Here is a 14,356-nt window from a genome sequence, read left to right on the forward strand (position 1 = left end):
GCTGACGCCCTGCCCTTCGTCTTCGCGTACTCCTGTCCCCGGTGCCGGAGACCCTGTGGAGGGCGCGCCCGGGTGTCGTCAGCGGGCGAGGTAGCTCTCGGTGGCGCTCCAGGGGGTGAGTTCGATGCCGAATCCACCGGTGTCGGTCCCGGAACCCGGCCTCCTATTGAGTTGTGAGTGAGCGGTACGGGGGCCGGACGGTGGGGTAAGCCACGTCCGATAGCGTGAGTTGGTTGGGGGAAGCGCATGGATCTTGAGCTGTGGCAAGGGTTGGCGGGGTTGGTACTCGCCGGCGTTGGCCTTCACTACGCACGGAGGGCGCTCGATCCCGAAAGCGCGAGCGAGTCACGACGGTCGTTCGTCAATGAGCGGAAGGACATGCGCGCACGCTACAGCGAACTCTCCGAGCTAGCTGCCGACATTCACGTCCGCGCGCGCCCCACCCTGGAACGGATCGGGAGCTCAACTCTGCTGTGGGAACCAGTGATGCGCCCGCCGCAGCCGGTTCGGCTACAGGAAGTCACACTCACCTGGCGGGAGAACTTGCCACCGACCGACCCCGCACTGCTCCGAGCGGCACGACGCTACCTGCCGAAAGAAACCAGATCACGTTCGTACGAGCGATACTCCTCGGCCATGGGCGATCTTGCCCGGCCGGCTCTCTACGAGGACAACCAGTGCTTCCGGCTGGTCCAGGCCGACTGGTCGCACCCCGACGGGCCACACCTGGGCTTCGGCGCCAGCCAGTACTTCGAACTCATCGATCAGAACGAGGCTGTCGCCCACGAACTAGCCGCGACAACTCAACGGGAACCAGGACGGCTGCCGCACTGGCGGCGACTGCCCATGCGCAACTTCCTCGCTGACGACCCATTGCGGCTGGAGAAGCGAAAGGTGCTCCCCTCCGTCGGCACCCTGACTCTGCGTCGTACCCCTGACGGACATGCGTCCTTCTTCCTGCTGAAGCGAGGCACAGGCAAGGTCGCCACAGTGGAAGACACGTACGGGCCGGTGCCCGGCGGGATGATCCAGCCAGCCTCGCTGTCACCTCTCGCGCATCGGCGGGACCTGTCCCTGTGGCGTGTGATCATGCGCGAATACAACGAGGAACTGCTCGGCGCCCCGGAAGCGAAGGGCGACAGCGGCACCGAGGTCGACTACACCCAGCCTCCTTACAGCCTGCTTGACGACGCGCTGAATGACGGTTCTCTGCGAATCTGGTGCTTTGGCATGGCACTCGAACCCCTACACCTCGCCGTATGCGTACTGACCGTGGCAGTCTTCGAGGCCGATGCCTTCGACACAATCTTCGCCGGGGCCGTGGAGGAGAGCGACGAAGGCCACGTGATCAGTGGGCACCGGACACCCGGCAAGGTCGTAGGGCTGCCATTCACCGAGGCCAATGTCTCCGGTCTCCGCGCATGGAAACTGTCGTCACCCGCTGCAGGACTCCTACGACTGGCGCTGCAGCACCAGGAGATGCTCCTCGCGCCGCCCAACAACGCTTCAGCGTGAGCGACGTGCTCACCTCATGCCGCTGCGCGTAAGGCTGTGAGCAAACCTCCCGAACGCGTTTACCTGGGGAAGCGTTGCACTCCGGCCGGCGGATGTGCAGCCCGGAGTCCGCACCGGGACGGTGTCGGCTCCTCACCTCCGAGGAACCGGAGACGTGGCGCCGACGCTACCCGCTCTTCCCCCGGCTCCTGTTCGTCCCGTCACGCCACCGGCCCCACCGGCATGAACAACCGCATCAGAGCCCTGCACGCCCCCACCACCGACCGCGCCGTCGGCTTCTTCCCGAGCCACGTCCCGGCCCTGGCCACACCACTCACCGACCTCCTCCACCACGGGCCGGCCGCCCCCATCTGGCACCCCGTGCAAGACCTCGACCGCAGAGTCGCATGGAGACACCGGCACCCCGTGAGTACGGCCTCAACAGACCGGCGGCCTACGAACGTCGGGTACGGGTGTCGGAGACGGCAGCCGTCCGCTCCTTCACCACCGACCGGGCACCCTCCGCCTCCGATCCCCCGTCGATGGCCTCCGGCGCCCCGGCCGCCGACACCCGGGCCGTACAGGGCTCATCTCCGCCGTTCTCAGGGAACGAGAGCCCCTGTACAGGCCGCTCCAGCGATCGCCGGGATCACCCACGTCGTGGCGAGTCCAGCGCTGCAAGAGGCCCACGCGGTCGGGGTGCCAATCGTCCCAACGGCGCACCACCCCGCCCTGGCCTTGGTCACGGTGTAGCCGACCGAGCTGAGGATATCCGTGCACTCACTGAAACCGAGGGTCCCGACCTGGCCCTGGGAATGACTGCTGGGCGCCTGTGCCGACGCCGGAGCGGCCGCGAGGCCGATCACGATCGTAGCGGCGGCTCCGGCAACCGTGACGGCGGTGAAACGTCGCATGTTTCCTCCGGTTGTTCTCCTGCGGATCTAGGTCAGGTCTCGAAGACCGAGCCCAACCTCCACGTGAGAAGCCTCCCTAACTCGCCTCCGGGAGCCCTTGTCGTAGCACGCACACTCCTTGTCACTCCGCGCACAAATCAGGGTGGGCCGACGGCTTTGTCCGTCGCCGAGGCCACGGGAGCGGGAGACCGGTCAACGCCCTGAGAACCAGTACCTGTTGGCCGCCGGTGCGCACGGCACACGTCGGCCGCCCGGCCCCGTCAGGCGGGCGGGCGGAGCCGGGCGGGCGGGCGGGCGGTCGGAGCCGGGCGGGCAGACAACTCATCGCCTCGCCGGGCAGCAGCCTGGGCGGAGGCGCGCGGCGCGCAGCGGGCCGGGGTGGCGGTCGCCGCGGTGGCTCGCGGCTTCGCGCTCCAGGCGCGCGAGGATGATCTCCGCCAGTCGCGTGCCCAAAAGGGTGCGGTGCGGGCCCGACTTGGCTTCGTCCGCCTCGTTCCCGCCGGCCAGTGCGAGGAACCGGTCGGCGAGGTCGGCGGCCTCGATGTCGCTCCACTCGTCTCGATGCCCTCCGCCCTGGTGGCGGCGACGTTGTCGGCGTCCCGGGGCGCGCACTCCAGCTTGCACGTGGCCAGCAGACGACGGCCGTCCATCAGGTCCGGGCGCACCCCCGGGGCCCGCGACGCGGAGCCGTCCACGGGCCACGTCTGCGGGCCGATGCTCTGGATGACGCAGCTGCCGGTCGGCGGGACCGACCACGTCGTCCTGCTGCTCCGGGTGCTCGGTCTGCGGCCGGTCCGCTACGGCGCGGCGGCGGGCGTCGGCCTTGCTGCGTGGCGTGGAGGGCGAATTGCGGAGTTCTGTTGGTCTTCGAGGATGACGAGGCGACAGGCGGCCTCGACGGGTGCCCTGGTCGACGAGTCCGCCCCCGGTCGGCTCTGAACGCAGGGTCAAGTGTTCCGCGACTCTGCGTCAAAGACTTCTGCCCCGAGCCGGGGCACTCTGATTCCGCGAGAGCATCTCGGCTACCGAGATGCTCTGGCCTGCGGCATTGCTGGGGCTTCGCCTCCGAATTCTAGAAAGAAGGAGAGACCGTTATGCGTTTAGCGACGAGTCTGACGAGTGCCGATCAGGTGGCCAGAACAATGCTCAAGCGTGGAGTCGTGGTCGGTGCGGCCGCCGCCATGATGGTCGGTTTCGCGTCGGCTCCAGCTTCGGCTGCCAACCTCGGCATCCAGCTTCCGAACAGCCGTGGGACCATGACATTCACCGACAGCGGCGACATCTTCACCGTATGCGACACTCGGGCTGACGGCCATGGCGTCACCGGAACCCTGCGGGCCCTTAACCACCTCACTGGCCAGATCGTCGTGATAGATAGCTGGGACGATGGCGGTGACAGCGGCTGCGACGGCGGGAACCAAGACGTCCGAAGCAACACCGCCCACGACATGGTGCTGTGCTGGCATGGCGGCGGCGCCTGCAAAGTCTCCCGGGTCTTCAAGGAGAACGAGTAAGCCCTTCCCGGCCCGCCCGCAGCAATACGGGCGGGCCGAACGGTCCCAACGACCCGAGCACCAGACCGCGACCGACACCGCGATCACACCGTCCTCGACGATGACAACAGCGACCGATCGCGACCAGCGTCACTACCATCGCGCATACCGACGCCGTGTACGGCGTACCGAACCAGCTGGAAAGAAACGTCGCCATAAACGCCGCAGTACCCGCGAACACCACATAAGCCAAGCTTGGAACCGCTGGTCAAGGGCTGGTTGGACGGGCTTTGGGAGGGCTCGTGCTGGTCGTCGGTGGCTGGCTGTGGGGTAGGTCGTCTGCCCACCAACACCCCGCCGGGGCGGCCAGGTTGGAGGGAGGTCATCATGTCAGGCATGGATCATCAGGGGCAGTTTCGTCGTGCCGCGCTTGAGCTGGGCTTCCCGGACGACGAGATCAGCAGGTTCAGCCGGCACCTCCGTCTGTCGATCGGGTTGAGCGGGGTTTCCGGTGATGGTTCGGTCGGGCAGTTCGGTGGGGTGCCCCGGCTGCCGGTGGGCATGAGCTGGCCCTCCGCCGACGACAGCCCGTTGCCGTTCGTCTTCTCCGTCGACTGCGGGGCGCTGCCGAGAGTCGACGGCTTCGAGGTGCCCGCAGACGGGACGCTTCTCGTCTTCCTGAACCACGAGGATGATCACCTGGACGACACCGGGAAGTACGCGCGAGTCGTGTATGTACCGAACGGCACTGATACCGCGGTCGCGGAGTCCCCCCACTCCGGATTCACCGGCAGGCAGTACGACGTCAGCGCCTCGCTCCTCGCCGAGCTCCCCCGTTGGTTCGGGACGGACGAAGACGAGGAGGAAGACTGGGAGGACTTGTCGCCTTTCCATCAGCAGTTGGTTCGTGACCTGGAGCGTGACGTCCCGCATCTGAACGAACTCTGTGCTCTCGCCTACGACCTCTGGCCTGGCGAAGGGCTCGCCAGCGCCCGCATCGGCGGGTACGCCGAAGATGAGGTGATCACGAGCATTGCGGAGCAGACCCTCGCGGGGCTCGAGAAGGCTGGCGAGATCGTCATCCCGATGGCGAAGTGGTCTTCCCATGTGGAGAAGGAGACGCACCGGCTGACGAGCGAATGGATGTCGCTCGCCCGCTTTCCCGTGGCCGACGAGTATTACTACGGGAGTTTCACCATCCGCCACGACGACCTGGCCGCCGCTCGGGTGGACAAGGCGCTTCCCGTAACCACGTTCAGCGAGTAGAACACCGAGCTCTTTCCGGACCGGCGATATGACAGCGAGTCTGCCCCGTGACGGCAGCCGCCCACCCGGGCTCTCCGGGCAGCGGTGTTGCTCGCTTCCCCGAAGGGCGGGCTCGCCCAGGTGGAGGACAAGGTCCGCGCCCTCGGCTCGCAGGCGCTGACGGTACCGACCGATCTGACTTCCCGAAGTGCCACCAGCGAGCCTCTTCGGGACGATCCCCGTGACACAGCACGTCCTTCCCGTCATGAGCCGGCAGCGAGCCAGCGCATCGTGAACATGTCGTCGGTGATGGGGCGTCAGCCGTTCGCCCGGTTCGGCTCGTACGTGATCGCGATGCACTCCGTCTCCGCCTTCTCGGACGGCCTCCGCCAGGAGGTAGCCGACATGCGTGGCATGTGCGGCTTCAGCATGGTGAATCTCCCCTGGTGGTGGCCGCCGGGAATCCGGCCGGTCCGGGTGACATGTGTTCGCCGTTCGGGGGGTCTTGCGGCACGTACGCTTTTCGACAAGCGGCAGCGCCCGCCCACCTCGCCCCTCGGCCGACGGTGCGAATCTGAGATGCCATCAGACTGGCGAACCGAGGCCGGAGACGTCGTTGGCAGGGAGTCGACAAGTGCTTCGCATTGCGTCTACTCGAAGTGGACCTGGCTGCGGAAGCTGCTCGGAGGCACGCCGTAAGCCGAGCGGAAGGCGCGGGAGAAGACGGCGGCGTCGGTGAAGCCGCAGCTGGCGGCGACGGCGTGGATGGGGACGGCGCGCAGGCTGGGCTCCGCGAGGTCGCGGCGGGCGCGTTGCAGGCGCTGGAGGCGGATCCAGGCCCCGACCGTCTCCTCTTCGCCCTCGAAGAGGCGGTGCAAGTAACTGGCGGAGATGTGGTGCGCCGCAGCGATCATGGGCGGGTTCAGGTGCGGATCGTGCAGGTGCTGCTGGACGAAGGCACGGATGCGTAACACGAGGGTCCGCCGGCGAGTCTCCGGGAGGAGTAAGTTGTCGGCTTCCAGGGTGTGGGCGAAGAGTGCGGACAGCAGATCAACAACCACTGTCCCGAGCCGCGGCGCGTCGGCGGGCTGGTAAGAATCGGCGCCTCGCGCCAGCTGGGTGAGCAACTGCGCCAGCAGGGCGCCGAAGCCCTCCTGCGTTGGCAACCGCAGGCTGGCTGCCTTGTCGAGCTGGGTCCGGGGCAGTGACAGCAGTGCTTTGGGGACTTCCAGCCCAATTCCTGTGTGAAGGCTTGAGCCGTCGCCTCCATGCACGTCGACGGGGCGCGAGGTGTCGACGACGCACAGACTGTCTGGACCGTACACGGCCTCCTCATCACCCCGGGCAACGCGCAGTGCCCCGTTCAACGGCAGGGAGAGGTGAAGTCCCTCGGGATCGGACCGCCGGATCAGTTTGGGTGTCCGCCGAAAACACACCGGCTGGAACGTCGTCGGCCACACCGACACGGCACCGAGGTCCAGCAAGCGCTGAGAAGCCCGGAAATCCGCCCGGTGGTCACTGTGCAGTTCCAGCGGAGCATGCGTCTGACTGATCAGTTCACGCCAGCAGTCGAACCGGTCCGCCGCCGATACGTCATCACTCCGGAATACCGTCTCAATCAGCATGCCGCCCCCTCGCCGTCTCAAGAGTTCCAGCCTCCCTGATGAGGGCGCAGCACGGGTAGAGCAGCCACAGATACACACATGTGCAGGCGGATGACGCACACTCAGGCAGAAGGCGCAGACACCGCTCATCACCGGTCGAGACCGCCGCTTTGCTCCAGGTCATCCACGAACTGCCCGTGCACTCGAAGCTCGCGGCCTCTGCCCGGACTCGTCAAGACGATGGTCTTCGCCTCCCCGAGTGCCGTGGGGCCGGCCCCCAGTAGCTCGCGCGTGATCACCACCGCGTCGAGCACCTCGACTCGGCGCTCACTCAGCAGCCTCTGCACGACAGCCATCCCACCAGCACTCATAAGCAGCGGTCGGCACTCATCCACAAGCGCCTCAAGCCGGGCCGCCCTCTCCGGGTGCAGCCCTCTGATCACCATCGCAGTGCCCCCTCGCTCCGCAGATTCGCGATCGTCCCCCGATCATGCCCCGGACGTCCTGAGCGCCGTCTTTTCCCGTGCACATCCGCGGAGGCTCAGATCACCCCATCGCCTCCCAAACCGGCGGACAAACGCTGCTGCTGAAAGTGAACGATGCCATGAAGATCAATTCCCGCAGCGAACGCCCACTCTTGCAGCAGCAGATCGATGACGTCGGCGACTGCCGCATATTCGTTCTCGAACACGAACGCCCAACAACCTGGGCGTCCGCGAAGGCCGCGTGGGCCTGCGCGCCGCGACCGACGACACCAAGGCGTGGAAGCGCGTCAACTCCGCGGACAACACGGCCAATCAGCCAAGGGTGTCCGTCCGTCACCTCCAACTACCGCCCCTCCGACGGAACCGACCAGCAGCGCGGCGCCCTCTCCGGCGAAGGCCTGCTCCGGTCCGCCTTCACCAACCCGAGCAAACCCGCCGGCGTCCCTGTCCCCGCCGGCCAACTCCAGGACGGCAAGACCTACCAGTTTCCGCACGAACGCCTTCGACGGCACCACTACAACCTCAACGGGTCACCCTGGACCCAGTTTCGTCGTCGAAACGGCTACCGCCGGGCAGCCCACCTCGCTCCAGCCGGGCGATTCCTACACGATCACTGATCGTAAGATCATTGCCGACCCGGTCAAGGTGCAGGAGATCTTTGCCAGGGACGGCAGCCTCGAAGCCCTCGGTCTGAAGCCGACCCGCGGCCCCCCCCGCCCCCGTCGGCCCAGAACACCAGGGCTGCCTGGGAGCGCAGTTACACCACCGGAGGCAGGAAGCCTGCGGATCAGTATGAATACATCGCCGACGCCGACGACTCGGACAACGCCGCGGGCTACATCAAGAGCCGGTACTCCTACTTCCAGGAGACCCTGACGGTCGTGCCGGCCATCGAGGCGGCTGCCTCTTCGCCCGTCAGACCTAGCGCGATGCCGGCTCCCGTGCCGACGAGAGCGCGGGGACCTGACGAACGGCATCCGTGCGTCACCTCCTGCTCGACCACGCACATCCGCTCACGGTGGTAGGTTATAGGTCGACCACTAACGTAGGAGTGAAGATGACAGTCAAGGAAGACGACGCCGCCCGCCGCGCCGCAGCCCAGCACGCCGTGGCGGAGCACCTGCGCCTCACCGCTGCCGGAGACACCGAGGAGTGGGTGAAGCTGTTCGCCCCGGACGCGGCGCTCGAGTTCCCGTACGCGCCGGTCGGCGTGCCCCAGCGGGTAACGGGGCGAGACGCACTGCGCGCGCACATGAGCAACTTTCCCGAGACCTTTGACGTGGAGTTCGTCGACCTGGTGTTCCACGAGACGGTCGATCCGAGTCTGGTGATCGCCGAATTCCGCTCGAAGGGCACGGCGCTGCCGACCGGCAAGCCATACGAGCAGACGTGCATCTCCGTCGTCCGGACCGATGACGACGCGCGCATCACCCACTACCTGGACTACTGGAACCCGCTGGTGGCGATCGAGGCGCTCACGCCCCGCGACACTCCGTCCGACTCCGACCGCGGCGTGACTTTTGGAGGCTGAGGGGAGCCGTGTTTGACTGACGCCCATGCCTGCCGCCGGTACGAGCACGAAGAGCGACGAACGCCGTCGGGCCATCGTGGCCGCGGCGGTCGACTGCTTTGCGCAAAAGGGTTTCTACGGTACGACGACGCACGAGATCGCAGACTGGGTCGGCGTCTCTCAGCCGTATCTCTATCGCCTGTACCCGAACAAGGAAGCACTGTTCGCCGCGGTCGTCGACCACGTGTCCGTGGTCATGACCGACACGCTGGTCGCTCACTCGCCGGCGTCGGGTGGGGCCGGGCCGGCGCCCGAGGCGGCGCTGGACGCGGCGCGCGGCGCCTACGCCGCGCTCGTCGCGGACCGAAACATTCTCCGTTTCCTCATGCACGCGAACTGTGCCGTCGGCGAGCCGCTGGTGGAGCAGGCCGTGCGCCGGTGCTATGCCAAGCAGGTTGACACCGTTCGGCAATTGCTGGGCGACGACCAGGCCGTGCGGCTCTGGTTCGGCGCCGGAATGCTCGACAACGTGGTCGCCGTGCTGGGTCTGGCCGACATCGATGAGCCGTGGGCGCACGTCCTCACCGCTCGATGACCCGGCACTGGCAGTTCGGCGCCGACGGGCCACGAGTCTTCCTCGTTGGCCAACTCGGCCGAAGTAGCCACCGTCAGTGGTCAGCACGTACTTTGACAGCGCCTCACCCTCCAAGCGCTTCTGGACCGCTCCAAAGCCTTCGGCAAGGTCTCGCTGAAAGCAGGAGAAAATGATGCCTGTGTCCCCTTCGCCGCGGTCGTAACTGTAACTACGCCGCACCAGCGGGGGCGGATTCGGCAGCGAGCCCCAGCCCGACCGCCGATTGGGGAACCACCAACGACCTTCGTCGCACAGCACATCCCCACTCCAGGTAGTGATTGCTCTGACGAGCGACGAACCATCGTGATCCACCCGCTTTCGGTACACACGCACCGGCGGCCTCTAATCGGTGCGGCGACCGCCACTCACGACACGATCGGGCCGTCCCCCGTTCACCACGAAGTGCAAAGCGTCCGGAAAAGACTTGCCCAGCTCCCAAATAATCCCAGGACCAACCGCCAGCACTCTCCCCGATTCCGCGATCCAGGTGCGATATTGAATCGACCACATCCCGAGTGGAGAAAAGTCGACATCGTACGCATCCGCCAACCTTTGCGATTCAGATCCGGCGTCAATACAGGCATCGACCGGATCAATATGGAGCGAGGACTGGGGATCACGGACTGGTGAACTCAGTATCTCAAGCCCCCCGAACTCCTCCCAAATCCGGAGGGCCATCGCATTCAGCTTGAACCCTCGAACTCCCAGTAAGTCAACCCAGTGAGAAATTTCGACCCGACGCCCACAACGCCAGCCTGCAGCTTCCAGAGAGTCGCGGACTTTAGGCTCAGAACCCCAGAGGGCGTTACTACCAAGTGCCATAGACCCTCCTTTATCGAGCATACTTCCTTCGGCAGGACTTCCCGGCTATACGGCGGGATGTCGGGGGTAGTCGAATTGAAGATCTACCCACCCCGGCCTGACCACTCAACCCGGTGAACCTTCCCGGGCACAGGCCACGGGCCGGAACGTGACGGAGCCCGGAAGCATGTCCAGCTCCCGGGCTCCAACTTGCCACCCATTTGCGCACACCGACGGCGTTTAAGAACCGCGGGTCATGTTGAGATCGACGTGTTCTGCCTTTGAACTACAGCGCCACGAGAGAGGCGCCGGGGGGACTTGAACCCCCATCCGACGATGTTCGCCCACGCTCGGTCGATCCGGTGTTCGGCGGCGAATACTGAGACTGGAGCGAGAATCTGAGTTTCACGGGGCCGCCTCTGCCAGACTTGGGCCACCCCCGCACGTGGTGCGGGGAGAGGGATTCGAACCCCCAACTGACACCCCTTGATCAGCTTCAACATCAGTTTCAGCTTGCGCTCATCGCGCACCCTCCGCTCGCGACGGAGGGCGTATGTGGGGGGCTACCGGAAGAGGTAGCCGAATACCGCATCGCCGACCCGCTGGTCGGTGACCTCGGTGTTGTTCGCCTCCTCGCGGGCGAACTTGACGGACTGCTGGAGCTTCTCGACGCGGTCGAGGAGCTCGTTGACCCGCCGGGCGGGCAGCGCGCCGGAGAACTTCACCGTGGTCCAGTAACCGACCGGGACGTCCTCGTAGTACACCTCGACCTGCGCCGGGTGCTTCTCCGTGGCCTCGGCCTTCACGTGGTTGCGCGGAACCTTCTTCGTGCGGATCGTCCGCACCGGGTCCGTCTTCCACGAGTCCGTCGAGGGGTCCAGGTTCCACGACTCGGAGGCGTCGAGCACCGGCAGCTTGCGCACGAAGGTATGTAGGTCGGTGAGTTGCTTCTCCAGGAACAACAGGTACGGAACGGGCACCTGAGGCAACAGCACCGTACCGTCGACGACCACGTCCGCGACTGCGGACCGGTTCGCCCAGTCCTTCGTCGCGGTCACGTCGAAGAGCCGCGTCAGCGTCCCGGCGGTCGCCCCCAGAGCGTCCTCGGCCTTGATCTGCACGCGCGTGGACTCGGGTGGCAACTGCTCGCCCTCCTCATCCTTGGGCTGGTAGGTCCGAGAGATGCCGGCCAGCAGGGCGGGCTTCTGCACGTCCTGGTGAGCCTGGGTGAGCTCCTGGAGGGCCTTGGACTTGACGCCCTTTTCCACTGCGATGATCTGATTCAGCTTCGGCACACGACGAACCTAACAACCCTGCGCCGCAGGCACATCCGATTAAAAGCCTGCCCCGTCCCTTCCGGCCGAGAGGGCGGGGCGACGGCGCGGCGCAGCCGGTCTCTGCCGATCACCTCGTCCTCCACGCCGGGCGTGACCTCAGTGTGGAAGGTCGGCATCCGCTGGGCTTTGCGGTCGTTGGCCTCGCGGGTGCGGTGCCTGCGGAACTCGTTGGGGAAGTCGTAGAGGCAGGCGCCCATGAAGTACGTGGTGATGCCCGCGCCGCCTTGGAAGGTCCAGCCGCCTTCGAGGAAGGCGCGCCGGCGGAAGCGGGGCATGGCCAGTGCGACGGTCATGGTGGCGAGCTCCTCCCGCAGGTCACTGCCCGAGGTGAGACGTTCCAGGTCGAGTTCGTGGGGGTTGAGACCGAAGCCGCAGCCGACGGCCATGGAGAAGATGTACCCGGCGTACATCCATGCGCGCAGTACGGAGACCGCGTACCGGGCGAGGTCGTTCTCGAAGGCCTCGTACCGCGTGCTCTGAAGCCGTCCTCGGCCGGCAACTGGAGTATCCGCTGGTCGGCCATCCGCTGGTCGATGCTCTTCTGGAGACGGCGGGCGTCTCGTTTCTGTCGCCCCCGCTAGTGCACAGTAAGTGTGGATGTCGCCGACGGTGAGGTTGTAGACCGTCGTCCGCTTTGAGTGGTGGGTAACGGTTGAGGTCTCGGTCCAGGTGCCGGTGCTGGTCTGGATCCATTGACCAGTGGTGAGTTCGTCGGCTTCGATCCAGCGGCCCAGGGCCGGCACCCAGAAGGGGTGGCCGTCGGTTCCCGTGAGGGTGCTGGCCTTACCTGTGGCGAGGGTGTTGTCGAGCAGTTGTTTGTCGCCCGCGCCACGATCAGAGCCGTTTACCGGGTGGGGCCCGCCTCGCTCAGGCCACCGATCACGCAGCCCGCCGGCATCGGGGAGTTGCCCGTGTGGTCCGTGTACGTCGTCGGGGAACTCAGCGCGTACTGGCAGAGGTTGGTGCCGCCCGCGTAGCCGATCGGGTCCTGGGACATGAAACGACCCGACGCGGGGTCGTTATAGCCCTTGCTGTCGTCGTAACGCACCACCGTGCCATCCGCGTTCGCGGACGACCTCTAGCTGAGGGCGTCGATCCAGCCGTCGCCGGGCGGGGGGACAAGAAAAGTAGCCACCGCCGGTGGTCAGCACGTACTTCGCCAACGCCTCACCCTCCAAGCGCTTCTGGACCGCCTCGAAGCCTTTGGCCAAGTCACGCTGCAAGCAGAAGAAAATGATTCCGGTATCGCCGTTGCCCCGGTCGTAGCTGTAACTGCGGCGCACGAGCAGGGGCGGGTTGCGGCGGTCGGGGGCGGCGAGTCGTACGTGTGAGTCGAGTGGCGTCTGCCGGCCCCTGGGGTCGGCGGCGAAGTTCGGCTCCTCACCGACGGGCGCCCCGTCCAGCCACTTCCCGTCACGCCGACGGCCCATGATCCGCTCCTGCTCCCCCACGGAATCCTTGTCCCACAGCTCCGTCGCGAACCGGACAACCCTCACGACCTGATAACTCCCGCCAACAGCCCAGTCCGGCTCACCCTGACCCTCCCGCACCAAGGCCCGGTCGGCGACCTCCCGCTCCGACGCCGGATTCCCGAACCCCTCCGTGAAGTGGAAGGGGTTACGGGCAAGCCCACGGCCACCCTCGACGCGATTCTCCGACCGGAACCCGTCAATCCCCCAACGAACCGTCCAACCGGCCTTCAGGGCAATGGCCTTGACATCAGCCACGGCGTTTCGCACCGCCACGACATCCTCACCCGTCACCCGCACGAGGACGTCCTCGTGTGAATGCATCGGATCGGGCAGGTCGCCCGCGAAGGAGGGCATCAGCTTCAACTGCCGAGGCCCGGGAACTGCGGCGCCCTCGAACAACGAGGCTCCCAGCCCAAACCCCACGACGTAGCGGTATCGGCTTCCGCACCGAAGCGCCCTCCGGTCTCCAACCCTCCACCTGCCCCGCGCATCACAACCACACCCGTACCTACCAGCCCCAGCCCAACCGCTGCCCCGGAAACCGCCAACGCCCTCCGCCTCACAACACCTCCCCACTCAGGTAATGCTCGTTCTGACGGACGATCCCGTCCTCATGATCTGTCCCCCCGATCGTGCGCGACCCAACGTCGAGCACTCCGCTTCCCGTATGTCGGCGAACTGCCCGGCCCTCAAAGGAAGCCCCCGACTTCAAAGCAGGTACGACCCGCATCTGCCGCCGGACTTCAGCGCATCCAAGCCGACGACCTACCCACCTGCCGACAGACTGCCCTCTGACTTGGCCATCGGACGACCAATCAGAGTGAGGTCCCATGCGATCGTTGAAGCGCAAGGAATGAACTGACAGGAAAGAACCCCGCCCCGCTCAGTTATCCGATCCGGGCACGCATGAGGGCATCAGTGGCTCTGCTTAGGGCCATCTTCAGATTCTCCCGCTCGTCGTGCACATGGTCGACCTTCCTCCCGGAGGCCTGGTAGGCGGTTTCGAACGCGATCCACGCCCCGTAGGCCACAAGCATTCCCTCAAAAGAGACCCGACCTCGCTCAAACTGTTGCCGAAAGCCCAAGGGCGGCTCGTGACCTCCAATCCATAGTTCGAGCCGAGCATGCTCGGCCATGTATTGAGCGGCGAGTTCGACCACGTCGTTACCAACGATGTTGCTGCCAATCACCTGTATGCCGAGGTTGAGGGCAGGCGAGGCCGTCGGGGCACGTAGAGGCTCAGGCACTTGGCTGGACGGCGGCTGATCCTTCAGCCACCCCCACTCGTCTGACATCACAGCCTCCTTCGTCCGCAATCGCTCGACAAAAGCGTTCATGATCTCGGCCTGTTCAGAATTATCTGCAAG

At 66.0% G+C, this 14,356-nt stretch carries 15 protein-coding genes and 2 pseudogenes; 6 read left to right on the forward strand and 11 right to left on the reverse strand.

Annotation, left to right across the window (positions count from 1 at the left end; genetic code table 11):
• The first annotated feature begins 246 nt into the window (after nt 1-246).
• The 4 genes from IEY79_RS27225 to IEY79_RS27240 all read left to right on the forward strand — a co-directional run bounded on the left by IEY79_RS27225 (nt 247) and on the right by IEY79_RS27240 (nt 5,167).
• Nucleotides 247-1,515 (forward strand): transcriptional regulator, encoded by a 1,269-nt coding sequence (locus tag IEY79_RS27225; RefSeq protein WP_189110270.1) that lies wholly within the window; start codon nt 247-249, stop codon nt 1,513-1,515.
• A 1,355-nt stretch (nt 1,516-2,870) separates the two neighbouring features.
• On the forward strand, nt 2,871-3,347 hold the full coding sequence (locus IEY79_RS27230; protein ID WP_189110271.1) for a hypothetical protein: 477 nt from the start codon (nt 2,871-2,873) through the stop codon (nt 3,345-3,347).
• Nucleotides 3,348-3,502: 155 nt separating this feature from the next.
• Nucleotides 3,503-3,922 (forward strand): hypothetical protein, encoded by a 420-nt coding sequence (locus IEY79_RS27235; RefSeq protein WP_189110272.1) that lies wholly within the window; start codon nt 3,503-3,505, stop codon nt 3,920-3,922.
• Between the two features lie 234 nt (nt 3,923-4,156).
• Complete coding sequence (locus IEY79_RS27240; protein ID WP_229701165.1) at nt 4,157-5,167, forward strand: DUF1963 domain-containing protein; 1,011 nt, start codon at nt 4,157-4,159, stop codon at nt 5,165-5,167.
• A gap of 629 nt (nt 5,168-5,796) precedes the next feature.
• Here the strand turns inward: IEY79_RS27240 and IEY79_RS27245 are convergent.
• From IEY79_RS27245 to IEY79_RS27255, 3 genes are all read right to left on the reverse strand, one after another.
• Nucleotides 5,797-6,771, reverse strand: coding sequence for an AraC-like ligand-binding domain-containing protein (locus tag IEY79_RS27245; protein WP_189110273.1), 975 nt, complete (start codon nt 6,769-6,771; stop codon nt 5,797-5,799).
• 128 nt (nt 6,772-6,899) lie between these two features.
• A complete protein-coding gene (locus tag IEY79_RS27250; RefSeq protein WP_229701166.1) occupies nt 6,900-7,196 on the reverse strand; it encodes a hypothetical protein in 297 nt (98 codons plus the stop codon).
• A gap of 95 nt (nt 7,197-7,291) precedes the next feature.
• Nucleotides 7,292-7,441, reverse strand: coding sequence for a hypothetical protein (locus IEY79_RS27255; protein WP_189110274.1), 150 nt, complete (start codon nt 7,439-7,441; stop codon nt 7,292-7,294).
• 851 nt (nt 7,442-8,292) lie between these two features.
• Between IEY79_RS27255 and IEY79_RS27260 the strand changes: the two genes are divergently transcribed.
• Both IEY79_RS27260 and IEY79_RS27265 read left to right on the forward strand, forming a co-directional pair.
• Nucleotides 8,293-8,766, forward strand: a complete 474-nt coding sequence (locus IEY79_RS27260) for a nuclear transport factor 2 family protein (RefSeq protein ID WP_189110346.1) — start codon at nt 8,293-8,295, stop codon at nt 8,764-8,766.
• A 25-nt stretch (nt 8,767-8,791) separates the two neighbouring features.
• Entirely contained in the window at nt 8,792-9,340 is a 549-nt protein-coding gene (locus tag IEY79_RS27265; RefSeq protein WP_189110275.1) for a TetR/AcrR family transcriptional regulator, read from the forward strand.
• 72 nt (nt 9,341-9,412) lie between these two features.
• Here IEY79_RS27265 and IEY79_RS38230 read toward each other — a convergent pair.
• From IEY79_RS38230 to IEY79_RS27300, 8 genes and pseudogenes are all read right to left on the reverse strand, one after another.
• Nucleotides 9,413-9,712, reverse strand: a pseudogene (locus IEY79_RS38230) (hypothetical protein); the annotation flags it as partial.
• 9 nt (nt 9,713-9,721) lie between these two features.
• On the reverse strand, nt 9,722-10,201 hold the full coding sequence (locus tag IEY79_RS27275; protein ID WP_189110276.1) for an SUKH-3 domain-containing protein: 480 nt from the start codon (nt 10,199-10,201) through the stop codon (nt 9,722-9,724).
• 542 nt (nt 10,202-10,743) lie between these two features.
• Nucleotides 10,744-11,475 (reverse strand): DUF7873 family protein, encoded by a 732-nt coding sequence (locus IEY79_RS27280; protein ID WP_189110277.1) that lies wholly within the window; start codon nt 11,473-11,475, stop codon nt 10,744-10,746.
• Entirely contained in the window at nt 11,463-11,927 is a 465-nt protein-coding gene (locus IEY79_RS27285) for a hypothetical protein (RefSeq protein WP_189110278.1), read from the reverse strand. The genes IEY79_RS27280 and IEY79_RS27285 overlap by 13 nt, the downstream gene beginning before the upstream one ends.
• 180 nt (nt 11,928-12,107) lie before the next feature.
• Nucleotides 12,108-12,404 (reverse strand): annotated as a pseudogene (locus IEY79_RS38460) (polymorphic toxin-type HINT domain-containing protein); the annotation flags it as partial.
• A complete protein-coding gene (locus IEY79_RS37545; protein ID WP_229701167.1) occupies nt 12,362-12,514 on the reverse strand; it encodes an RHS repeat-associated core domain-containing protein in 153 nt (50 codons plus the stop codon). The pseudogene IEY79_RS38460 and the gene IEY79_RS37545, both read right to left, overlap by 43 nt.
• 22 nt (nt 12,515-12,536) lie before the next feature.
• The gene (locus tag IEY79_RS27295) at nt 12,537-13,412 is read right to left on the reverse strand and encodes a Dyp-type peroxidase (protein ID WP_189110279.1); all 876 of its coding nucleotides are present in this window, start codon (nt 13,410-13,412) and stop codon (nt 12,537-12,539) included.
• A 464-nt stretch (nt 13,413-13,876) separates the two neighbouring features.
• The gene (locus IEY79_RS27300) at nt 13,877-14,284 is read right to left on the reverse strand and encodes a hypothetical protein (RefSeq protein WP_189110280.1); all 408 of its coding nucleotides are present in this window, start codon (nt 14,282-14,284) and stop codon (nt 13,877-13,879) included.
• Nucleotides 14,285-14,356: the final 72 nt, after the last annotated feature.

This window comes from Streptomyces camponoticapitis (assembly GCF_014646115.1).
In the GTDB taxonomy this organism is placed as follows: Bacteria; Actinomycetota; Actinomycetes; order Streptomycetales; family Streptomycetaceae; genus Streptomyces; species Streptomyces camponoticapitis.